This is a genomic window from Streptomyces sp. CAU 1734, from assembly GCF_039888735.1.
Classification (GTDB): domain Bacteria; phylum Actinomycetota; class Actinomycetes; order Streptomycetales; family Streptomycetaceae; genus Streptomyces.
Genome location: NZ_JBDQQP010000021.1, coordinates 58,911 through 80,490 on the forward strand (window position 1 = coordinate 58,911; position 21,580 = coordinate 80,490).

The 21,580-nt window shown below is 75.5% G+C and carries 18 protein-coding genes; 8 read left to right on the top strand and 10 right to left on the bottom strand.

Annotation, left to right across the window (positions count from 1 at the left end):
• Window positions 1-45: 45 nt before the first annotated feature.
• Window positions 46-660, bottom strand: coding sequence for a sigma-70 family RNA polymerase sigma factor (locus AAFN69_RS31055; protein WP_347732218.1), 615 nt, complete (start codon window positions 658-660; stop codon window positions 46-48).
• 172 nt (window positions 661-832) lie between these two features.
• Here AAFN69_RS31055 and AAFN69_RS31060 point away from each other — a divergent pair, with 172 nt between their 5' ends.
• The 5 genes from AAFN69_RS31060 to AAFN69_RS31080 all read left to right on the top strand — a co-directional run bounded on the left by AAFN69_RS31060 (window position 833) and on the right by AAFN69_RS31080 (window position 6,821).
• A complete protein-coding gene (locus AAFN69_RS31060; protein WP_347732219.1) occupies window positions 833-1,864 on the top strand; it encodes a MerR family transcriptional regulator in 1,032 nt (343 codons plus the stop codon).
• 193 nt (window positions 1,865-2,057) lie between these two features.
• Window positions 2,058-3,215, top strand: coding sequence for a polyprenyl synthetase family protein (locus tag AAFN69_RS31065; protein WP_347732220.1), 1,158 nt, complete (start codon window positions 2,058-2,060; stop codon window positions 3,213-3,215).
• Window positions 3,212-4,765: a phytoene desaturase family protein gene (gene crtI, locus AAFN69_RS31070; protein WP_347732221.1), complete on the top strand. Its 1,554-nt coding sequence runs from the start codon at window positions 3,212-3,214 to the stop codon at window positions 4,763-4,765. Before AAFN69_RS31065 ends, crtI begins: the two co-directional genes overlap by 4 nt.
• The gene (locus tag AAFN69_RS31075; RefSeq protein ID WP_347732222.1) at window positions 4,762-5,799 is read left to right on the top strand and encodes a phytoene/squalene synthase family protein; all 1,038 of its coding nucleotides are present in this window, start codon (window positions 4,762-4,764) and stop codon (window positions 5,797-5,799) included. The genes crtI and AAFN69_RS31075 overlap by 4 nt, the downstream gene beginning before the upstream one ends.
• On the top strand, window positions 5,796-6,821 hold the full coding sequence (locus AAFN69_RS31080) for a DUF5914 domain-containing protein (RefSeq protein ID WP_347732282.1): 1,026 nt from the start codon (window positions 5,796-5,798) through the stop codon (window positions 6,819-6,821). Before AAFN69_RS31075 ends, AAFN69_RS31080 begins: the two co-directional genes overlap by 4 nt.
• A 654-nt stretch (window positions 6,822-7,475) precedes the next feature.
• Here AAFN69_RS31080 and AAFN69_RS31085 read toward each other — a convergent pair.
• From AAFN69_RS31085 to AAFN69_RS31095, 3 genes are all read right to left on the bottom strand, one after another.
• Window positions 7,476-9,062 carry an FAD-dependent oxidoreductase gene (locus tag AAFN69_RS31085; protein ID WP_347732223.1) on the bottom strand — a complete coding sequence of 529 codons (1,587 nt, stop codon included), beginning with the start codon at window positions 9,060-9,062 and terminating at the stop codon, window positions 7,476-7,478.
• Window positions 9,059-9,799, bottom strand: a complete 741-nt coding sequence (locus AAFN69_RS31090; protein ID WP_347732224.1) for a class I SAM-dependent methyltransferase — start codon at window positions 9,797-9,799, stop codon at window positions 9,059-9,061. Before AAFN69_RS31090 ends, AAFN69_RS31085 begins: the two co-directional genes overlap by 4 nt.
• 73 nt (window positions 9,800-9,872) lie before the next feature.
• Window positions 9,873-11,084 carry a lycopene cyclase family protein gene (locus AAFN69_RS31095; protein WP_347732225.1) on the bottom strand — a complete coding sequence of 404 codons (1,212 nt, stop codon included), beginning with the start codon at window positions 11,082-11,084 and terminating at the stop codon, window positions 9,873-9,875.
• A 932-nt stretch (window positions 11,085-12,016) separates the two neighbouring features.
• Between AAFN69_RS31095 and AAFN69_RS31100 the strand changes: the two genes are divergently transcribed.
• Both AAFN69_RS31100 and AAFN69_RS31105 read left to right on the top strand, forming a co-directional pair.
• Window positions 12,017-13,531, top strand: a complete 1,515-nt coding sequence (locus AAFN69_RS31100) for an FUSC family protein (RefSeq protein ID WP_347732283.1) — start codon at window positions 12,017-12,019, stop codon at window positions 13,529-13,531.
• Between the two features lie 166 nt (window positions 13,532-13,697).
• Complete coding sequence (locus tag AAFN69_RS31105) at window positions 13,698-14,750, top strand: lactonase family protein (protein ID WP_347732226.1); 1,053 nt, start codon at window positions 13,698-13,700, stop codon at window positions 14,748-14,750.
• Window positions 14,751-14,916: 166 nt separating this feature from the next.
• Here AAFN69_RS31105 and AAFN69_RS31110 read toward each other — a convergent pair whose 3' ends face one another.
• From AAFN69_RS31110 to AAFN69_RS31135, 6 genes are all read right to left on the bottom strand, one after another.
• Complete coding sequence (locus AAFN69_RS31110) at window positions 14,917-15,840, bottom strand: hypothetical protein (RefSeq protein WP_347732227.1); 924 nt, start codon at window positions 15,838-15,840, stop codon at window positions 14,917-14,919.
• A gap of 110 nt (window positions 15,841-15,950) precedes the next feature.
• Window positions 15,951-16,967: a BadF/BadG/BcrA/BcrD ATPase family protein gene (locus AAFN69_RS31115; protein WP_347732228.1), complete on the bottom strand. Its 1,017-nt coding sequence runs from the start codon at window positions 16,965-16,967 to the stop codon at window positions 15,951-15,953.
• A complete protein-coding gene (locus AAFN69_RS31120; RefSeq protein WP_347732229.1) occupies window positions 16,952-17,632 on the bottom strand; it encodes a uracil-DNA glycosylase in 681 nt (226 codons plus the stop codon). Before AAFN69_RS31120 ends, AAFN69_RS31115 begins: the two co-directional genes overlap by 16 nt.
• A gap of 61 nt (window positions 17,633-17,693) precedes the next feature.
• The gene (locus tag AAFN69_RS31125; RefSeq protein WP_347732230.1) at window positions 17,694-18,779 is read right to left on the bottom strand and encodes an exo-alpha-sialidase; all 1,086 of its coding nucleotides are present in this window, start codon (window positions 18,777-18,779) and stop codon (window positions 17,694-17,696) included.
• Window positions 18,780-18,896: 117 nt separating this feature from the next.
• Complete coding sequence (locus tag AAFN69_RS31130) at window positions 18,897-19,751, bottom strand: ABC transporter permease (protein ID WP_347732231.1); 855 nt, start codon at window positions 19,749-19,751, stop codon at window positions 18,897-18,899.
• Window positions 19,748-20,707 (bottom strand): ABC transporter ATP-binding protein, encoded by a 960-nt coding sequence (locus tag AAFN69_RS31135; protein ID WP_347732232.1) that lies wholly within the window; start codon window positions 20,705-20,707, stop codon window positions 19,748-19,750. The genes AAFN69_RS31130 and AAFN69_RS31135 overlap by 4 nt, the downstream gene beginning before the upstream one ends.
• A gap of 122 nt (window positions 20,708-20,829) precedes the next feature.
• On the opposite strand from AAFN69_RS31135, the gene AAFN69_RS31140 reads away from it, so the two are divergent.
• Window positions 20,830-21,567 (top strand): MerR family transcriptional regulator, encoded by a 738-nt coding sequence (locus tag AAFN69_RS31140; RefSeq protein ID WP_347732233.1) that lies wholly within the window; start codon window positions 20,830-20,832, stop codon window positions 21,565-21,567.
• Window positions 21,568-21,580 lie beyond the last annotated feature (13 nt).

Sequence of the window (21,580 nt, forward strand, 5' to 3'; positions counted from 1 at the left end):
CCCGGGCGGGTACACCGCTCGTGCCCGCCCGGGCGCGCCGCGTCGCTAACTCTGCTGCCGGCCCTCGGAGATCCGCCGCCGCAGCCGGTGCAGACCCCGGCGGGCATGGCTCTTCACCGTGCCCAGCGGGATTCCGGTCCGCTCCGCGATCTGTGTCTGTGTCAGATCGCCGTAGAAGGCCAGACAGAGCACCTCCCGCTGCGGGCGCGGCAGCCTGCTGAGCTCATCGGCGATCAGCACCCGGTCCAGCGAGTCCTCCGGCGACGGTGCGGTGTCCCGGCCGGGGCCGCCCGCCGGGGACCGTCCCGCGGCAGCCGCCGCCAGCTCGCCGCGCCGGGTGCGGGCGGCGAGCGCGTCCACCGTCTTGCGCCGGGTGATGCCCACCAGCCACGCGCCGAGCGGTCCGCGCTCCGGCCGGAACCCGGCGCGGCCCCGCCAGGCGGCGAGAAAGACCTGCTGGGTCACGTCCTCGGCCTCCCGGGCGTCGCCCAGTGTGCGGGCGGCGAGGGTGTGCACGAGCGGGCTCCAGCGCTGGTAGATCGCCGCGAAGCTCCGCTCGTCGCCGCGCAGCAGCCCGGCTGCCAGCCGCTCCGACTCCAGCGACTCCTCCACCGGCGGATGGAGCAGCCCGGCCGGTCCGGACAGTGCTGCGGTGCTCATGCTGTCGCTCCTTCCGCCGGATGCGGCCGGCTGGTGCGTCTGACGAGGTCCGGCGCCGCGCGGCGCCGCCCGCCCCGGTGCCGTGCGGTGGGCCCCGGCCGGGGGCGGCCAGTCTCGGACCGGCGGAACCGCGCGTTCAACATGCGTCGTTTGTGCGTCGTATGCTGCGCGGATGAACAGCGCAGCCGAATCCGGGCGGGACGGCGGAGCCGCGTCCGTCCGCGGAGCCGATGCGGCCGGCCGGGACGGCGGGGCCGGTCTGACCACCGGGGCGGTCGCCCGCCGGCTGGGTGTCGCGCCCACCACCCTGCGCTCCTGGGACCGGCGGTACGGCATCGGGCCGGCCGCCCGGGAGGGCGGCAGGCACCGCCGCTGGACCGGTGCGGACATCGCCGTACTGGAACGGATGTGCGCGCTGACCAGTACCGGTCTGCCGCCGTCCGAGGCGGCCCGGCTCGCCCGCGGCGGCCCGGCGGCCCCGGAGCGGCCGGCCCGCCGCGCCGGTGCGCGGACCGGTCTCCGGCTCGGCAGTGTGCGCACCGAGTGCCGGGGACTGGCGCGCGCCGCGCTCAGGCTGGACGCCCGAGCGGTGGACGCCCTGCTCGCGGCGGCCATCGCGGACCACGGACTGGTCACCGCGTGGAACGAGATCATCGTGCCCACCCTGCTGGCCGTCGGCCGCAAGTGGGAGAGCTCGGGTGAACGCTACGTCGAGGTGGAGCATCTGCTCTCCTGGCATGTCTCCTGCGCGTTGCGCCGTTGCGCCGTCGCTCCGCCCGGGGGCGGGGAGAAGGACCGCCCGCCCGCGCTCCTCGCCTGTGTCCCCGGTGAGGGTCACACCCTTCCGCTGGAAGCGCTCGCCGCCGCGCTGACCGAGCGGAATCTTCCGGTCCGGATGTTTGGGGCGGCCCTTCCCGCCGAGGCCCTGGACGGGGCGGTGCGCCGCACCGGTCCGGCCGCGGTGGTGCTCTGGGCACAGTCCCGCGCCACCGCCGGCCATGCGCTGGCGCGGCATGTCGCGGGCATCACCTGGGGAGTGCGCGGTGCGCGCGGCCGTCCCCTGGTGCTGACGGCCGGCCCCGGCTGGGCGGGCCCCCGCGTGCCCGGCACCATCCGGCCGGTGGGTCTGGCCGATGCCCTGGACGCCCTGGAGGCCGTACTGACCGGTGCCGGCGTCCCGGCGGCGCGGAACGGCACGGACTGACCGCACGGGCCCGGCGCCGGCCCCCCGGGGACACGGTGCCGGCCCCCTGAGGGCATTCGCACGCACCCATAGGGGCGAAGCGGCGACCGACCCCCGGCCGAACGGGCAGGCATCAGTCGCATCCGGGCGGCGCGCTGCGGCGGAAGAGTCACTGTCCAGCGCATTCGCCACAGCCCACGAAGGAGGCGTGCCCGTGCTCGGTACGCAGGTGACGCAGCAAGCGGCGGACGCCCGCTCCCGGTGTTCGCCGACCGCCGCGCCGGGACCCGGCACGGACGGGGATGTCACCGCCGCCGTCGAGCGCGTACTCGAACGGGTGCTCCGGGAACGCGTGGCCGAGGCCGCCCGGGTGGATCCGGACTTCGCCCGCGATGTCGCCCAGCGGCTCATGGACTTCGTCCTGCGCGACGGAAAACGGCTGCGGGCCGGATTCCTCTGGTGGGGCCGGCGCGCGGCCGGCGGCCCCGAGGACGGCCCCGGGGCCGAGGCGGCACTGCGCCTCGGCGCCGCGCTCGAACTCATCCAGGGCTGCGCCCTCGTCCACGACGACGTCATGGACGAATCCCCGCTGCGCCGGGGCGCCCCGGCCGTCCACGCCGACTTCGCCCGCCGCCACGAGTCGGCCGGGATGCGCGGATCGAGCCGCGCCTTCGGCACCGCCGCCGCCGTGCTCACCGGCGATCTCGCCCTCTCCTGGGCCGACGACCTCATGACCGCCGGCGCGCTCGCCGCCGAGGAGGGCCCCCGGGTCCACCGCGAGTGGCAGGCCATGCGCACGGAACTCGTCGCGGGCCAGTACCTCGACCTCCACGCGCAGGCGGCGCGCACCACCGCCGTCGCCGGCGCCGTCCGCATCGCCCGGCTCAAGAGCGCCCTCTACACGGTCGAACGCCCGCTCGCCCTCGGCGCCGCGCTCGCCGGCGCCGACGAGGCCACCACCTCGGCCCTGCGCGCGGCCGGCCGCTGTGCCGGGATCGCGTTCCAGCTCCGGGACGACATCCTCGGGGCCTTCGGGGACCCCGCCCGTACCGGCAAACCCTCCGGGGACGACCTGACCGAGGGCAAACTCACCTGTCTGCGCGCCCTCGCCCTCCAGCTCGCCCGGTCCTCCGGGGACGGGGACGCCGTCGACGCCCTGGAGGGGAGCGGGCCGCCCGACCCCGACCGGCTGCGCGCCGCCATCGAGCGCACCGGAGCCCGTGCCGTCGTCGAGGACCGGATCGGCCGCCTGGTGGAGACCGGCATCGGCCATCTCGCCCCCATACGCTGCGAACCCCGCGTCCTCCGCGATCTGGGACTGCTGATCCGCCGGGCGGCGGACGTCCCGGCCCCGGACGGAGGCGCGGCATGAGGACCGTCCCCGGGAACACCGACCATGTGATCGTCGTCGGGGCCGGACTCTCCGGCCTCGCCGCCGCACTCCACCTCCTCGGCTCCGGCCGCCGGGTCACCGTCGTCGAACGCGCGGCGGAGCCCGGCGGCCGGGCCGGCCGGAGCACACTCGGCGGCTTCGCCGTCGACACCGGCCCGACCGTGCTCACCATGCCCCACCTCGCCGACGAGGCATTCGCCGCCGTGGGCGACTCACTGGCCCGCCGGGTCGAACTCATCGAACTGCACCCCGCCTACCGCGCCCACTTCGCCGACGGCTCCCAACTGGACGTGCACACCGGTGCGGAGGCCATGGAGGAGGAGATCCGCCGCTTCGCCGGACCGGCCGAGGCCGCCGGCTACCGGCGGCTGCGCGACTGGCTGGAAGCGCTCTACCGGGCCCAGATGGGGCGCTTCATCGACGCCAACTTCGACTCGCCGCTCCAGCTCCTCCACCCCGATCTGGCCCGCCTCGCCGCGCTGGGCGGCCTCGGCCGGATGGACCGCCGGATCGGCCGGTTCCTCCGCGACCCCCGGCTGCGCCGGGTCTTCACCTTCCAGGCCCTGTACGCCGGGGTCCCGCCGGCCCGCGCGCTGGCCGCGTACGCCGTCATCGCCTATATGGACACCGTCGCCGGCGTGTACTTCCCGCGCGGCGGCATGCACGCCCTGCCGCGTGCCATGGCCGACGCCGCGGCGGACGCCGGTGCCGTGCTCCACTACGACAGCGAGGTCACCGGGCTGCGCCGCGCCGGGGACCGGATCACGGCCGTCCGGCTGGCCAACGGCGAGGAACTGCCCTGCGACGCGGTGGTGCTGACCCCGGATCTGCCCATCGTCCACCGGCTGCTGGGCCGCGCACCCCGCCGGCCGGTACGGCTGCGGCACGCGCCATCGGCGGTGATCCTGCATGCCGGCACCGACCGCACCTGGCCCCATCTCGCCCACCACAACCTCTCCTTCGGCACGGCCTGGGAGGACACCTTCACCGAACTCACCCGGACCGGGCGGCTCATGAGCGACCCCTCACTGCTGATCACCCGGCCCACCGCGCACGATCCCTCCCTCGCCCCCGACGGCCGCCATCTGCACTATGTCCTCGCGCCCTGCCCCAACACCGACACCGGGCCACCGGTACGCGAGTGGCACGATCTCGCCCCGCGCTACCGCGACAGCCTCGTCGCCGAGCTGGAGCGCCGGGGACTCGACGGATTCGGGGCCTCCATCGAGGAGGAACACCTGGTCACCCCCATCGACTGGGCCAGGCAGGGCCATGCGGCGGGCACTCCCTTCTCCGCCGCCCACACCTTCGCCCAGACCGGCCCCTTCCGCCCCCGCAATCTGGTGCGCGGCGTCGACAACGCCGTACTCGCCGGCTGTGGCACCACACCGGGCGTGGGCGTCCCCACCGTGCTCATCTCCGGAAAGCTGGCCGCCGCCCGGATCACCGGGCGGCTGCTGCCCAGCCCCCTCACCTCGGCCCTCCCCGGCGCCGCCGCCGGGCCGGCCGCGGAAGCGCGGCGCCGATGACCCGCCGGGAACTCGACGCCGCGGGCATCACCGACCCCGCGCTGCGCGCCGCGTACACCCACTGCCGGCGCCTCAACGCCCGCCACGGGAAGACCTACTTCCTGGCCGCCCGGCTCCTCCCGGTCGAGCGCAGGCCCGCCGTCCACGCCCTCTACGGCTTCGCCCGCTGGGCCGACGACATCGTGGACGACCTCGGCAGCGGACTCGGCCCCGCCGAGCGGGACCGGGCCCTCGCGAGCCTGGAGCGCAAACTCACCGCCGGGCTGCGGGACGGCGGCGGCGAGGAGCCGGTGGTAATGGCGCTCGCCGACACCGCCCGCACCCATGCCATTCCGCACGGGCTCTTCACCGACTTCATGGCGGCGATGCGCGACGATCTGCACATCACCCGCTATCCGCGGTACGCGGACCTGCGGCGCTACATGCACGGTTCGGCGGCCGTCATCGGCCTCCAGATGCTGCCCGTGCTCGGCACCGTCGTCCCCCGGGAGGAGGCGGCCCCGCACGCCGCCGCCCTCGGGGTGGCCTTCCAGCTCACCAACTTCCTGCGCGACGTGGGCGAGGACCTCGACCGGGGCCGGGTCTACCTCCCCGAGGATCTGCTCGCCGCCCACGGCGTCGACCGCGAACTCCTCCACTGGAGCCGGGACTCCGGCCGGCGCGACCCGCGGATCCGGTCGGCCCTGGTCGCCGCCGCCGAGTTCACCCGGGGCGTCTACCGGGAGGCGGAACCCGGCATCGCCATGCTCCGGGCCCGCGTCCGGCCCTGCATCCGGACGGCGTTCACGCTGTACGGGGAGATCCTCGACGCCATCGCGGCGGACGGCTACCGGGTGCTGCACCGGCGCGCGGCCGTACCGCGCCGGCGCAGGGCGGCCGTCGCGGCGGCCGGCGCCGCCGCCATCGCCGCGGCCCGCTTCCGGCGCACCCCGGACCGGGAACCGCCCGCCGGCGCCGTCCCCACCTGCGCCGCGGTCGCCCTCACCGCGTCCGAACAGGCCGTCATGGGCGGGGGAGCGGGGTGGCGACGGTGAGAAATCCGCCCCGGCGCCCCCGCCGTCCGCTGCCTTTGCGGCTGACCGGCCGCACCCCCTGGGAAAGGCAGGCACCGACCTGGCGCGAGGCCCGGCCGGCCCTCATCGACGCCGCCCTCAAGCGGGCCGGTGCCCGGCCGTCCGGGAACTGGTACGTCATCGGTTCATCCCGTTCCGTCCGGGCCGGCGCGGACCGTCCCGCCGGCCGTTCCGTCGGCGGGGTGGAGGTCATCGTCTGGCGCGCCCCGTCCGGGGAGCTGAGGGCCGGCCCCGGGGCCTGTCCGCATCTCGGCGCACCCCTGAGGGACAGCCCGGTCCGCTGCGGAACCGTGGTCTGCCACTGGCACGGACTCGCCCTGAACGGCGCCCCGTTCGCCGGCTGGGAGCCCTTCCCGGTGCACGACGACGGTGTCCTCGTCTGGGTCCGCCTCGACTCCCTCGGCCGGGAGGAGCCGCTGGACCGGCCGGTGGTGCCCGCCCGCCCGGCGGGCACGTCGGTGGAGGCCGTCTTCAGCGCGGTCGGCCGCTGCGAGCCGGAGGACATCGTGGCCAACCGGCTGGATCCCTGGCACGGGGCCTGGTTCCACCCCTACTCGTTCGTCGATCTGACGGTCACCGGCGCGCCCGCCGACGGGACCGCCGGCGGTCCGGACGGCGGCGACTCCTTCGCCGTCGATGTCTCCTTCAGGGTCGCGGGCCGGCTGGTGGTGCCGGTGCGCGCCGTGTTCACCGCACCCGAACCGCGCACCGTGGTCATGCACATCACCGAGGGCGAGGGCGTGACCTCCGTCGTCGAGACCCATGCCACCCCGCTCGCCCCGGACCGGACCGGCGTACCCCGCACCATGGTCACCGAGGCGGTGGTGGCCACCTCCGACCGCCCGGGATTCGCCCTCGCCGGACTCGCCGCTCCCGCACTCCGCCCGATGATGCGATGGGCCGCCGGGCGGCTGTGGCGCGACGACCTCGCCTACGCGGAACGCCGTTGGCGGCTGCGGGACACCGGCCGCTTCCCCGGCTGAGACGCGCGCTCCCTCCGGCGCGGGCCCGGGGCGCCACGGGGCCCGCGCCGGAGGTCTGTCGCGGCTGCCCCTGCCCGGCTCCGGTGACCGCGTGGAGGTCCCGGGAGCTGCCGGGAGCATGCGCGTGCCCGCGATCCGGTGGTGTCACGGTCCCGCGCGCGGGTGCACGGCGGCGAGCGGCCGGAGCGGGAACATCCGCCCGGCCGCGGAGCGGACCGACCTCCCGCGGCGGATCCGTTCCGCCCCGGGCGCGGGGTGCGGGGTGCTGGGTCGGGGAGGGCACCGTGATCCGCTCTCCCGCGCGGGGGACGGCTGTGCCGGAGGTCCGGGTGTACGGGGGCGTCGGTGGCGGGCAGCGCGGCGGGGGGCGCGCCGCCCGGGCAGTCGGGCGGGCAGTCGGGCGGGAGTGGCGCCGGTTTGTCCGTGCGCGGGGCGGCTGTGCCGGGCGGTCCGGGTGTACGGGGCCCCGGCGCTGGGCAGCCCGCCGGCGACGATCCCGGGCCGGGCCCGGCGCGGCGGCGAACAGCCCGGGTGTTCGACGGTGCCCGCGCCGGCGAACCGTTCCGCACGACCCCGCTCCCCCTCGCCGGGAACCGCCCGCCCGGCGAGGGGGAGCGGTCATGAGCCCGCGACCGCCGGGCGGACCCGGCGGCGTCAGCGCCCCGCGGCCAGCGCCGCCAGCCCGCGCAGCGCCCGCGACCTGCCCGCCCGGGGCACCGTCCACAGCGGATGGCCCCGTACCCCCCACCGCCGCAGCAGCGCGTTCGCCGCAAGGAAGCCGGTGGTCGCCGCGCGCTCCATGAGTGCCACCGGAAGGCCGGTCCGCACCAGATCCCCGGCCATCATCAGCGCCGGATGAGGGGTGCGCACGGCCGGCCGGGCCGCGTACCCGCCGACGGGGAAGAGCGGGCAGTCCGCCCGCCACTCGTGCCGGGCGTCGACGATCCGGGCGCCCCGGGTCTCCGGGTACACCTCGTACAGCCGCTCCAGCAGCCGGGCCTGCACCGCCGCCCGCCCGGCGAGCCCCGCCCCGGACCCGTCCACGTTCTCCCGCACCGCGTAGCCGTGCAGCTCGACCACGGATCCGCCGGTCCGCGCCGCCCAGCGGGCCGCCTCGCCCTCCCAGCGGTCCAGCACGCTCACATTGTCCAGACCGTCGAAACCGCTGGTGCCCAGAAAGCCCGCCCGGTCGCCCCGGACCGGGCGGTCCAGCCAGAGCCGGGAGACCACGAACGGCGGTGCGGTGCGCAGCCCGGCGATGCCCGCCCGCCACGCCTCGTCCCCCACCTCCGGCGACGCCGCGCCGATCCGCCGCAGCCCGCCCGTGTCCAGCGCCAGCACCACCGCGTCGTACCGCTCCACCGCCCCGTCCGAGAGCACCAGCAGGCTCTCCCCGGGACCGGGCCGCAGCCCGTCCACGGCGGTACCGGTGCGCACCTCGGTGCCCAGCCCGCGCAGATACTTCTCCAGCGGATCCCACAGCGCCTGCGGAAACGGCTCACCCGGCACGTCGAAGAGCAGCCCCTCCGACGAACCGAGGAAGTAGATGTGGAACATCAGCAGCAGCTCGGCCGCCGAGAGTTCCCGCGGATCGGCGAAGAAACTCCGGGAGAAGACCTCGAACGCCAGATGGAGAGCGGTCTCCGGAAACCGGATCGAGCGCAGGAAGTCCCAGGCGCTGACGTCGTCGAAGCGTTCGTACACCTCGGGTACGCGCACATCGAGCAGCGGCAGCGCCGCGCGCGGGTCCATCCCGGCCAGATCGCGCCAGCCGAAGGAGGGGCTCAGGGCGACGAATCCCAGCGCGCTCCACGGCGGGGTGCGCGGCACCGGGGCGAAGCTGTCGGTGAGTCCGTCGCGGTGACGCAGCGGATAGTCCGGCAGCGGGGTGAGCCGGGTCAGGCCCGGATCGGTGCGCCGCAGCAGTCCGCGCAGGTTGTAGTACTGGCGGAAGAAGGCGTGGAACCCCCGGCTCATGGTGACCGGGGACCCGTCGGCCAGCAGGGTCGGCCCGCCCGACAGCCGCCCGCCGAGCGCGGATTCGCGTTCGTACAGCGTCACACGCACCCCGCGCTCGGCGAGAGCGGTGGCGGCGGCCAGTCCGGCGATCCCGCCGCCGACGACGGCCGCCGACGGCCCGGGAGCGGCGCAGCGGTCGCGGCCGGGCGAGGGCAGCAGCACCTCGGCCCTGCGGTCCCGGCCCCGGCGCGGGGCGGAGCCGTTCCGCCGGGCGGGGCTCACCTCGCCTCCGGGCCGTCGCCCGCGGGACCGCGCAGGGCCAGGAAGGTCTGTACGATGCCGGTCCGCCAGCCCGGCATCGGCAGCGTGCGGACATCGCGGAAGCCCGCCCGGCCGATCCGCGCGGCGAACTCCGGCGCGGTGTCGAAGGACCGCACACTGCGCCAGAGATAGCGGTGCAGATCGCGGTCCCCGGTGACCGTGCCCGCCGGAATGATCACACCCCGGCAGACCGCGTCCCACAGTGCGCGGGCCGGTGCCGAGCCGCCGAGGCTGTACTCGTGGACGGCGAGCCTGCCGCCGGGCACCAGCAGCCCCCGCACCGTGCCGAGCACCGCGTCCGGGTCGGTCACATTGCGGAACAGATAGGCGGCGAGGACCGCGTCGTATCCGTCCTCGCCGGTCACACCGGCATCGGCCAGCTTCTCGACGGGGGAGTGGACGAACCGCACCCATGGCGGCCACGGCTTGGCCGCCGCCCGCTCCAGCATCCCGGCGGAGGCGTCGACGGCGGTGATGTCGGCGTACGGCGCGGCCCGCAGCAGCTCCCTGGTCGAGGCGCCGGTGCCGCAGCCCAGATCGAGCAGGCGCAGCCCGGCCCCGCTGCCCGGCAGCCGCAGCCGGCGCACCGAACGCCGCAGATCGGCACGGTAGCCGGGGTGGAGCGCGGTCAGCCGGTCATAGCCGCGGGCGGCCCGGTCGAAGGCATCGGCGAGATCCTGGTCCCGCAGCAGTGTCATTCGGCACTCCTCGGTCGCCGGCCGGCGCGCCGGTCCGGTCGTGGTCCGGTGTTGAGTCCAACCCTCGGCCCGGTCATCCGGGCCCCCCGCGCGCCCCGGCCGTCCGCCGGAGGAAGGGGAGTTCCAGCGCGGTGCGGAGCATGGGCCGTACGGGGGTGGCGAAGCCGATCCGGATGTCCTCCAGCGCTCCGGTGCCGCCGTCGAGAAAGCGCAGCACCCGCTCCGGCGGCAGCCGCCGGAAGAGCCCGGTGAAGAACTCCGGGGCGTCGACCCGGCCGGTGTCCAGGGCACGGAGCAGTACGGCGTCCATGGCCAGCGCACGCCGGGAGTGCGCCGCCGGTACGGCTCCGGCCTCTCCCCGGCGCAGTGACCGGGCCACCGCTCCCGCCTGCCGCTGCGCGGCGGCGAAGGTGTAGCCGGTGGCGGGCCGGGTGGCCCCGCCCGCCGTGCCGATCCGGAAGGCCGCGCGGCCGGTCCGCCGGCTGAACCGCCCGTCGGTCATCGGGATGACGCCCTGCTCACTCGCCCGGACGGTGAAGTCCCCGAGCCCCAGCACCTCCGCCGTGTACTGCCGCAGGGCCGCCTCGTACGCCTCGCGCGACAGCGGCTCACGGGAGAACTCGGTGTACTCCACCAGGGCGTCGTGCGGGCTCAGCGGCAGCACATAGCCGAACGCCGCCCCGTGCGCGGGCTGCGGCACCCGGAAGTCCATGAACTCGACCGTGTCCGGGTCGAAGACGGGTGCCCCGGTGCGGACGAACCAGCCCCGGAAGTGCTGGAGCAGCCGGGTGCGGGCGGCCGGCGGCGCGGCCGGCGGGCGGGAGTCGTAGACCCGGCGCCCGCGCACGGTCAGCGCCCGTCCGCCACCGGTGACGCAGCGGACCTCCGCGCCGTCCGGGGTGTCCCGCACCTCGTGCGCGACCGCCCTGATCCGGCGGAATCCGGGGTGCCCGGCCAGCCGCTCGGCGACCAGCCGTTCGAAATCGCCGGAGGGCAGCATCTTGTACCGCAGGGGCCCGAGGCCGCACTCCACCGGCTCCCCGCCGGGCCCGCGCACCCGCAGCCGCCGCCAGGACGCCACCACCGCGCTGTCGTACGGGCCCTCGCCGTCCTCCCAGAAGCACCAGGTGCGGGCGGAGGGCCGGAGCGGGCCGTCGGGGGCGTCGATCAGCAGAACACCGAGGGGGTCGCGGCCGGGGGCCGCCAGCGCGTGAGCCAGCGAGAGCCCGGCCGCGCCACCGCCGATGATCACCACATCGGCGGTCAGGGCTGCGCTGCTCCTCACGGCTCTCCTCCACTGCTGCGCCGTCCGGCGCCTCCGCGCCGGCCGGTGCCGAGTCTGCCCCGCCGCGCCCGGCCGGGCGCTCAATCCCCGGCCCCCCGCGTGGCGTGCGCCCTCCCGGCCACCGATCCGCCGGTACCGCTTCCGTGCCCGGCCTGTCGGGGGGATTCCCCCCGGGGGACGGTTTCGGATGCACCCGTGCCGCCCGGGTACGGGCGGCCACCGGCGCCGGCGCTCCCGGGTACGGGTGGCGGTGGCCCCTGGTCGGGAGGGCGGGCGGCGGTGGCCGGGACCCCGGCCGGACCAGGGGGAAGCACGCCGGTGCTCCTGCCCGCCGCGGCGCGCGGCCCCCGCGCATGGCGCGTTCGGCCGCCCGGGGAGTGTGTCCCCGGGACCCGGCCGGCGGGCGCTGTCGGTGACTGCGGCCTCGGACGGCCCCGGGGGAGCCCACCGGCGCCCCGCCCGCCGCGCACGGCCCGGCGCGTCCGGCGCCCCAGGGACGGGCAGGCGTCCTCCGCTGTGGTGCGACGACTCCGCGTCCCGCGCGTTCGGCGGGCCTCAGGAGGGGCCGGGCCCGCTGTCGGCACCCGGCGGCCGGGCGAGGTGTCTTCGCCGGGCGCCGCCGCCCGGCCCCGGGCGGGCGCTCCTTCCGCTGGTGGCCCGGTCGGGGGAGAGCACACCCACGCTCCCGCCCGCCGCGCGCGGGCCCGCGTGGTCCATTGGCACTGCCGGTGTCCAACGGAAATCCTCCGGACAGCACCAATGGACCAGTCATCCGGGCGCCGCTTGAGCCAGTGGGTGATCGGATGCTCTGATGGAGGCATCAATGGCGCTGCGGACGGACTCCGCGGCGCCTTCTCTGTGTCCATGTGCCGTCTCTCCGCGCGCCGGACCGGAGCCACGGGGAACCCATGCGAAGCGAAGGCGGGCAGGCAGTGCTGAAGACGGTGTTCGTCGCCCCCGACCCGGGACGGCTGCGGCTGCGGAACGCCGCGCGGGCCGTCCTCGGCGTCGGGCTCGCCGTCGTGCTCTGCGGACTCACCGGCCACCCGCTGACCGCCGTCATCTCCGGCGGTCTCGCCGCCCTCCTCGCCCTCTTCACGGTCACCGACGCCACCGTCCGCGCCCAGGCCGTCAGCACCGCGCTGCTGCCCGTCGCCGGCTTTCCGGTGCTCGCGCTCGCCGCCGTGCTCCAGGACCAGCCGCTCGCCCGCGACCTGGCGTTCCTCGCCGTCGCCGGAGTGGGCGTGCTGGCCCGCCGCTGGGGCCCGCGCGGCCACACCCTCGGTGTCTTCGCCTTCATGACCTTCTTCGCGGCCCAGTTCCTGCGCACGGTCCCCGCCGATCTGCCCGGTCTCTACTCCGCCGTCGCCCTGGCGCTCCTCGCCTCGTCCGCGGTCCGGTTCGGTCTCTGGTGCCATGAGCGGAGGGTCCCGCCGCCCGCCGTGCCCGTGCTCCCCGGCGGCCGGGGTCTCGCGCGCACCACCACCCGGCAGGCGATCCAGGTCACCGCGGCGGGGGCGTTCGCCCTCGTCATCGGGCAGTCCCTCTCCGGCGAGCGCTGGTACTGGGCGGTCGGCGCGGCGTGGTGGATCTTCGTCAACACCACCTCGCGCGGCGAGACCCTGGTCCGCGGCTTCCGCCGGGTCCTCGGCACCCTCGCCGGGATCGGCCTCAGCCTGCTGATCGCGGTGCCCCTGCACGGCGCGGGCGCGCCCACCGCCGTCCTGGTCGCCGTCTGCGTCTTCGCCGTCTTCTACACTGCCGCGGTCTCCTACACCTGGATGATGCTCGCCGTCACGCTGATGGTCGGCCTGCTCTACGGGCTGCTCGGGGAGCTGACCCCCGCGCTGCTGGCGCTGCGGCTCGCGGAGACCGGGGTGGGGGCGCTCGGCGCGGTGCTCGCCGTACTGCTCCTGGTCCCCGTCACCACGCACGCCACCACCCATGCCTGGATCCAGCAGGCGCTGCGCTGTGTGCACCGCTGCACCTCCGAGGCCGCCGCCCGGCTCGCCGGGTCCGCCGACGCGGATCCCGGCCCGAGCGTCGCCGAACTGGAGAGGCTGCTCGGCCGGGTCAGGCTCTCGCTCGCGCCGCTGGTCCACCCCCTCAGTCCGCTGCGCGCCCGCAAGGCCCGCGCCCGGCGGGTGCTGGCCCTGCTCGACGACTGCGCCCGTGAGGTCCGCGGGCTCACCGCGGTCGCCGCCGACCCGGACGCCTCGCACGATGCCCGGCTGGCCGCCGCCTGCCGGCGGGTCGAGGCCGCCGTGCACGCCCTCGTACCGCCGCCGGAGACGGGGGAGGGGGCGGACACCCTCTCCGCGCCCGCCGCGCGGCAGCACCCCGGGGCGGAGGCCGCCATCGCCCATCTCCACGCGCTGGAGCGGGCCCTGGCCGACCTCGCGGCACCGCTGCGCACGCCTCCGCACGCCCCGCTCCAGCCCGCCTGAGCCCCGGTCCGGGAAGGTCCGGATTTCCCGCGTTCGGCATTGCCGAACTCTCAGCGCTGGGTAATTCCCCATGCTCCAGGATGAAAAGGAATGGGTGGAGACACTTGGTCTAGACCGCTGCTACCGTCGGCTCCGGGCATCGAAACGATCAGTGAGGGGAAACACCGTGGCCGACAAGAGCACCGGACGGGCATTCATCGGATCCTTCACCTCCGCGGGCGGGCGCGGCATCGTCGCCGTCACCGTCGACCCGGAGACCGGTGCGCTGACCGAGACGGGCTTCTGCGACGCGGTCGCGGACCCGTCGTATCTCGCGCTCGCCGCGACCGAGACCCGAGGCACCGTTCTGTACGCCGTCTCCGAGACCTCCGAGGGCGCGGTGGCGGCCTTCGACATCCGGGGCGCGGCTCCCCGTCCCATCGGCGGCCGGGTGCCGGTGTGCGGCGCGGGCCCGACCCATCTCGCGGTCTCCGCGGGCCACCTCCTCACCGCGAACTACGGCTCCGGCAGCGTCAGCGTCCTCCCCCTGGAGAGCGGCGGTGAACCCGCCTCGGCCAGCGGGATCCTCCAGCACGAGGGGACCGGCCCGGACCCGGACCGCCAGCAGAGCCCCCATGCGCACCAGGTGCTGCCGGACCCCGGCGGGCGCTGGGTTCTCGGGGTCGATCTCGGCACCGACTCGGTGCTCGTCTACGCGCTCGACACCGGGGCGGGCGAGCTGACCCGGCACGGCGAGACGGCGCTGCGCCCCGGGACCGGACCGCGTCACCTGGCCTTCCACCCGGCCGGGAGACACGCGTACGTCCTGAACGAACTGGAGCCGACCCTCACCGTCTGCCGCTGGGACGCGGAGAAGGGCCTCCTGGAGCCGCTGAGCGAGATCCCGGTCCTGCCCGAGGGCACGGAGGGGCCGTCGTACCCCTCGGAGGTCGTGGTCTCCCGGGACGGACGCCATCTGTGGGCGGCCAACCGCGGACACGACAGCATCTCGGTGCTCGCGCTCGACGCGAGCGGTGAGCGCGCGGAGCTGGTCACCACGGTGCCGTGCGGCGGTCACTGGCCGCGTGATCTGACCCTGGATCCGGCGGGCCGCAGGCTGTACGCGGCCAATGAGCGCTCCGGTGACGTCACCTGGTTCGACATCGACCCCGGGACAGGGGTGCCGCGGCGGGCGGGCTCCCTGGCCGCCCCCGCGGCATCCTGTGTCATCTTCGCCTGAGCCCTGAGCCCTGAGCCCCGGCTCCCGTCCGCGGGCCCGGACCGGTCCCGCGCGGGCCGCACGGGCCTTGCGGCGGCCTGACGACTGCCGTACGGCCGCCGCACGGCCCCGGGTCCGCGCCGTGCCGGTGACCGGCACGGCGCGAGCCGCCGGCGCGGACCCGGCGTCAGTGCGCGGGCGAACCCTGCGGCTGCGGGGTGATGCCCAGCGTGGTCGTGTACTGCGACAGCACCAGCTTGCCGATCGCCGGGTACGCGCCGAGCGGCTCGGCGGCCGAACACCCCGCCTCCTTCACGGCGGCGTCCAGCAGACCCTCCGGCAGCTCCGGACCGACCAGATACGGCGCCAGCGCCAGCTGCACCGAACCCGAGCCGCGCAGCTGCTCGGCGATCGCGCCCACCGAACCCTCCGTGTCGAGCGCGGCGGCCATCACCGGCACCGCCAGCCGCGCGGCCAGCAGCATTCCGGTGATCCCGGCGGCCCGGACGGCCTCCTCGCCGCCGACCGTCGCCAGAATGATCCCGTCGGCGGCGGTGGCCACGGTGAACAGCCTGGCCCGGTCCGCCCGGGCGAGACCGGCCTCCGAGAGCCGCACATGCAGGGCCTCGGCGAGCAGCGGGTGCGGGCCGAGGACATCGCTCAGCTCGACGGCGCACTGGCTGTCCATGACGCCCTGGCGGATCCGCCGCATCAGCACATTGTCCGGACCGGCCAGCAGCGGCACCACGACCGCCGCGGGGCCCTCCGGAGCGGCGACCTCACGGCCGGCCGCCACGGCGATCTCGTACCGCTCGGTGCGCCGGGCGGCGGTACGGGCGAGAACGCCCGCCAGCGTCGGGTACTCGGACGCGTCGTCGCCGTCCAGGTAGCCGATGCCGACATCGAGGCCGGGGAGTTCGGAGCGCGCGATGCTTATGGTTTCCTCGGCCAGGCCGCGCGTGGCCGGTGCGGGGGCGCCGGGTACGGCGAGCACCAGCGCGGGCGCGCCTTCGGGAGCGGCCACCGGCTCCGGGCGGCGGTGGCGCCCGGACTGTCGGGGTCGCGGCATTCGTACAGGCAGGCCGGATGCGGGCCCAGTGGGGGAGCTCATGGCGCCGCATGTTACTGGCTTTGGGAGTGTGCCTGTTCGGAGAGGGGTCGGTCAGGCGTCATCTGTCCCTATTTATCCGATAGATATCGTGCATCTGGGTACTGTGCGTCTCATCTGCCCTGCTCTGCCGGTACATGGAGCAGTGTCGGGTGAGATGGCAGCACCAGTGAGCCGCCGGCCAGCGCGGAGGCGATCAGCACCGCTCCGGCCAGCGGGTCCCCGGCGGCCGGGGTCAGCCGGGCGGAGGGCAGTTGTGCGGCCAGCTCCGCCCGCAGGGGCACGAGGAGCGGCTCCCCGGTGTGGAACAGGCCGCCGGTGAGTGCCACTTCCGGAGCGGCTCCGTCCGCGCCGGCCGGCGGGCAGACCGCCGCCGCCGCTTCCGCGATGTGACCGGCCGCCAGCCGCAGAATGCCGGCCGACACTCCGTCACCCGCGGCGGCGCAGCGCGCCACCTCGGGCGCGAACGAGGCGAGCACGGCGGGCCGGTCCGTCCGCGGATACACCCGCCCCGGCAGCCCTTCCGCGGGCCCCAGGAGCGCCTCCGCGGCCGTCAGCAGCGCCGCCGAGCCGCCCCGGCGCCCGTCATGGGCGCGCAGGGCCGCTTCCAGGCCCGCCCGGCCGATCCAGGCCCCGCCGCCGCAGTCGCCCAGCAGATGGCCCCAGCCGTCCGCCCGGCGCCAGCCGCGCAGATCCGTCCCCGTCGCGACCATGCCGGTGCCGGCCGCCACCACGGCACCCGGCCGCTGGCCGAGCGCACCGGCGTAGGCCGTCACCGCGTCGGCGGCGAGCGCCAGCCGGCGCACCCCCAGCGCATCGCGGAGCGCGCCGGGGAGTTCGGCGCGCAGCCCGTCGCCGAGCGTGGCCATGCCGGCCGCGCCGATCGCCACCGACGCCAGGGCGCCGCCCCCGGCGTCTGCCAGCAGCGAGCGGGCCATCGGCAGCAACTGCTCCAGCAGATGACCGGCGTCGATCCCCGCCGGGCCGGTGCGCACCGGCTCACGCGAGCGGCGCAGCCCGGCGGCGGGCACCGGCCGGGCCGGGTCCGCGAGGGCCACCCGGAGGCCTGAGCCGCCGGAGTCGACCCCCAGAACCCAGCGCTCCCGGCCGGTGTTCACGGCAGCAGCCACTCGACGGGCTCGGCGCCCTGGCGGGCGAGGAGATCATTGGCCCGGCTGAAGGGGCGCGATCCGAAGAAGCCGCGATCCGCGGACATGGGGGAGGGGTGCGCGGACTCGATCGCCGGGAGATCCCCGAGCAGCGGCCGGAGATTGCGCGCGTCCCGCCCCCACAGAATGGAGACCAGGGGCTTGCCGCGGGCCGCGAGCGCCCGGATGGCCTGCTCGGTCACTTCCTCCCAGCCCTTGCCCCGGTGGGCGGCCGGCTTGCGGGGCGCGGTGGTGAGCGCTCTGTTGAGCAGCAGCACTCCCTGCCGGGTCCACGGTGTCAGATCGCCGTTGGAGGGCCGCGGATGGCCCAGATCGGTGTGCATTTCGCGGAAGATGTTGTCCAGGCTGCCCGGTACGGGCCGCACCTCGGGTGCGACCGAGAAGCTCAGCCCGACCGCGTGACCGGGAGTGGGGTAGGGATCCTGACCGACGATCAGGACCCGGACGTCTTCGAACGGCTGCTGGAACGCGCGCAGGACATGCGCGCCGGACGGCAGATAGGTCCGGCCCGCGGCGACCTCCGCTCGCAGGAAGTCGCCCATTTCGGCGATCCGTCCGGCCACCGGCTCCAGGGCATCCGCCCAGCCCGGCTCGATGATTTCCTTCAAGGGGCGTCGTGCTGTCACGGGGCGTCACTCTACTGGTGGAACGATCTCGGCCGGCACGCTTCCCCCGTGCCCTCCGCCCTCACGACACCACCGCCGCCCGTACACAGAGCACATCGGGCAGATGGGAGGCGAGCAGCCGCCAGCTGTCGCCGTCGTCCGCGCTGCCGTACAGCTCGCCATTGCGATTGCCGAAGTACACCCCGGCCGGATCGGCGTCGTCGGTGCGGAGCGCGTCCCGCAGCACCGTGCCGAAGTGGTCGCCCCGGGGGAGCCCGGCCGACAGCGCCTCCCAGCTCCCGCCCGCGTCGGATGTGCGGTAGACCCGGCAGCGGCGGCCCGCCGGGACCCGGTCGCTGTCGGCGGTGATGGGGAAGACATAGGCGGTGCCCGGCCGGTGCGGATGGGCGGCGACGGCGAAGCCGAAGTCCGAGGGCAGCCCGGCGCCTATGTCGGTCCAGCGGGCGCCGCCGTCGTCGCTCCGGTAGACACCCCAGTGGTTCTGGAGATAGAGCCGGTCCGGATCCCCCGCGTCCTGGGCGATCTTGTGCACGCACTGGCCGAACTCCGGGTGCGGGTCGGGCAGGAAGACCGCGGAGACCCCGGCGTTGGACGGCGCCCAGCCGGCGCCGCCGTCACGGGAGCGGAAGACCCCGGCGGTGGAGACGGCCACGGTCACCGCGTCCGGGTCGCGCCGGTCGGTCACCACGGTGTGCACGGCCTCGCCGCCGCCGCCCGGGACCCATTGTGAGCGGGTCGGATGCTCCCAGAGCGGGCGGACCAGCTCGAAGCTCTCCCCCCGGTCCGCGGAGCGGAAGAGCGCGGCGGGCTCGGTCCCCGCGTACACCACATCCGGATCGCCGGGGCCGGCCGGATGGAGCTGCCACACCCGCTCCAGGGAGGCGCCGGTGTCCCGGGGGAACCTCACGGCCGGGCGGGGCGGCTCCGCCCAGGTGCGGCCCAGGTCGTCGGAGTGGAAGACGGACGGGCCCCAGTGGGCGCTGTCACCGCCGGCGAGCACCCGGGGGACGGCTCCCCGGGTGTCGATGCCCACCGCGTAGACCGCCTGGGAGGGGAAATGCGGTCCGTCGAACTCCCATGACGCACCGTGCCCGCGGCCGGTGAAGAGGCCCTTGCGGGTGCCCACGGTCAGTAGTACTTCGGTCATGGCCCTACCTCCAGGACGTCTTCGTCACGGATATGGGCCAGTCTGCACCCGACCACTGACAGTGGCCCGTGGGCGGGCGGAACCCCAGCTCAGAGGGGTGCCCCGGGGACAGCGCGGTCAGGACATGCGCTGGGTCGCCTTCGCCCGCCGTGCCGCCACGACGGTGCCCGACTCGCGCCGGGTCATCCGGCGCAGCAGCACCGGAGCCACCAGGAATCCGGCCGCGGCCCATCCGCCCAGCACCGCGGCGGTCTCCAGGTGCCGCCAGGAGTCCCCGATCTCCGCCGCCGCCAGCGCGTCCGGGAGCAGCGCCGAACGCAGTCCCAGCCCCAGCCAGTACAGCGGGAAGAGCTGTCCGGCGAACTGCACCCAGCCGGGCATCGCGGTGATCGGATGGAACACCCCGGAGATCACCACCAGCAGGGTGATGAACAGGGTGACCAGACCGAGGCTCTGGGCGTTCTCGAACAGGGAGCCGAGAATCGCGCCGATGGGCAGGACGGCCGGCAGCCCGAGTGCCAGGATCCCGACGAGCGTCACCCAGGACGACACCTCGGCCAGTTCCAGCCCGTCGAAGAGGAAGGGCGCGGGTATCAGCAGGATGAGCACCATGGACACCGTCACCGCGGCCTTGGACACCACCTTGCCGATGAGATAGCCGGTCATGCCCCGGGGGGTCGCCCTCGCCCGCAGCAGCGTGCCGTCCTCGCGGTCCATGGTCAGCGACGCCGCGAGCCCCATGAGACCGGTGAACACCAGCTGCATCGCCAGGATGCCGGGCAGCGCCCGGGAGCCGGGGGAGATGTCCGTACCGGGAACCGTGCCGTCGCCGAAGGCGTACATCACCACCAGCGCGACGACCGGGATCCAGAGCCAGGCCATCAGCTCGGCCGCGCTGGTCATGGTCTGGCGGAATTCGATCCGTCCGCGCCGCAGTCCGGCGCGGACGGCCGCCCGGGTACCCGCCGTCATGCCGTCACCTCCGCGAGCGCCGCCCGTCCGCCGGACTCGGCGGACCGCACCATGGCCAGGTAGACGTCCTCCAGATCGGCCCTGCGCACCTCCAGATCGCCGATGGCGTCCCCGTACCGGGTGAACAGCGCCCGCACATACCCGGTGGCGTCCGTCACCGAGGTGACCCGGGACTCGCCGTCGCGGGTGTAGCGGACCTCCGCCCTGCCCGCCGCCCGTTCGGCCAGCTCCGCCGGCGTTCCCCGGGCGGCGATCCCGCCGTCCACCAGGATGAGGATCCGGTCGGCGAGCCGCTCCGCCTCCGCGAGGTCGTGTGTGGTCAGCAGAAATGTCGTCCCCTCCCGTTCCGCCAGCCGGCGGACCAGCTCGTGGAATTCCTGCCGGGCCTGTGGGTCGAGGCCGGTCGTGGGCTCGTCCAGGAAGAGCAGTTCGGGCCGGCCCACGATGCCCATCGCCAGATCCAGCCTGCGCCGCTGCCCTCCGGAGAGAGTGGCCACCACACTGTCCGCCGAGCTCTCCAGCCCGACGAGCGCCAGCAGTTCGTCCGCGGGGTACGGGCGGCTCCGCCCGGGGGTGCTGTACGGGGTGTAGTGGCTGCCCGTCAGGTCCAGCAGCTCCCGTACCCGCCATCTGCCGTGGTCGCGCCAGGACTGGAGGACGACGCCCACCCCGGCCCGCCATGTCTCGTCGCCCCGGCCGGGGTCGGTGCCCAGCACCCGCACCTCGCCGGCGGACCGCTCGCGGAATCCCTCCAGGATCTCGAGGGTGGTCGACTTCCCCGCGCCATTGGGCCCGAGCAGGGTGACCACCTCACCCCGGTACACCGTGAGGTCGATTCCGCGCAGTACCTCCTTCGTGCCGTAACGCATCCTCAGACCGTGTGCCTCGATCACCGGTTCGCCCCCGCCCGGAGGCGCGGCCGTGCCCCTGTCCCCGCCGCTGTCGCTGAGATTCATGCCTTCAACGCTATCGTTGAACCTCCTGTTGAACTCTGGGCCGGAAGACCCGCTGGAAACAGGGGAAACAGTTCCGCGAAACCTCAAATCAGTGTTGAATCCACGGCACGAACGGAGGACCGGTGAGCGGTACGGAGGAGCGGCTGCGGCCCGTCGATCTGGCACGGCTGGCGGGCATCTCGGCCCAGCAGGTCCGGAATTACGCGGACGACGGGATACTCCCCCCGGCGGGGCGCACCCCGTCCGGTCACCGGACCTTCGGTGATCTTCACCGCCGGGCACTGCTGACCTACCGGGCCCTGGGGAAGGGGTACGGCTGGGAGGCGGCCCGCTCGATCATGGACGCGGTCCAAGGCGGCGACGTCCCCCGGGCGCTGAACGTGGTCAACGCCCGGCACGCGGATCTGCACGAGCAGCGGCTCGCACTGCTGGAGGCGACCGGGGCGCTGGAGTCGATCAGCCGGCTCTCGCTCGGCACGGCCGGGCTGCCCCGCTCGGGCATGCGGATCGGCGAGGTCGCGGCCCGGGTGGGGGTGCGGACCTCCGCGCTCCGGGTCTGGGAGGCCGCCGGGCTGCTGCGGCCCCGCCGCGACACCGACGGCCACCGGCGCTTTCTGCCGGCCGATGTCCGGGACGCGCGGATGATCGCCGCGCTGCGGCAGGGCAGCTACTCGCTCCCGCAGATCGCGGCGGTCCTGGACGAGCTGCACCGGACCGGCAGCGGCGAGGCGCTGCGGGCGATGGCGGCACAGCGCCGGAGCGAGCTGACGGACCGTACGGCGGCGATGCTGGCGGGCTCCGGTCTGCTCCATCAGTACCTCGCGGACGCCCCGGGGCGAGCCGCGCCGGCAGCCGGATGAGCCGTGCGGCCGG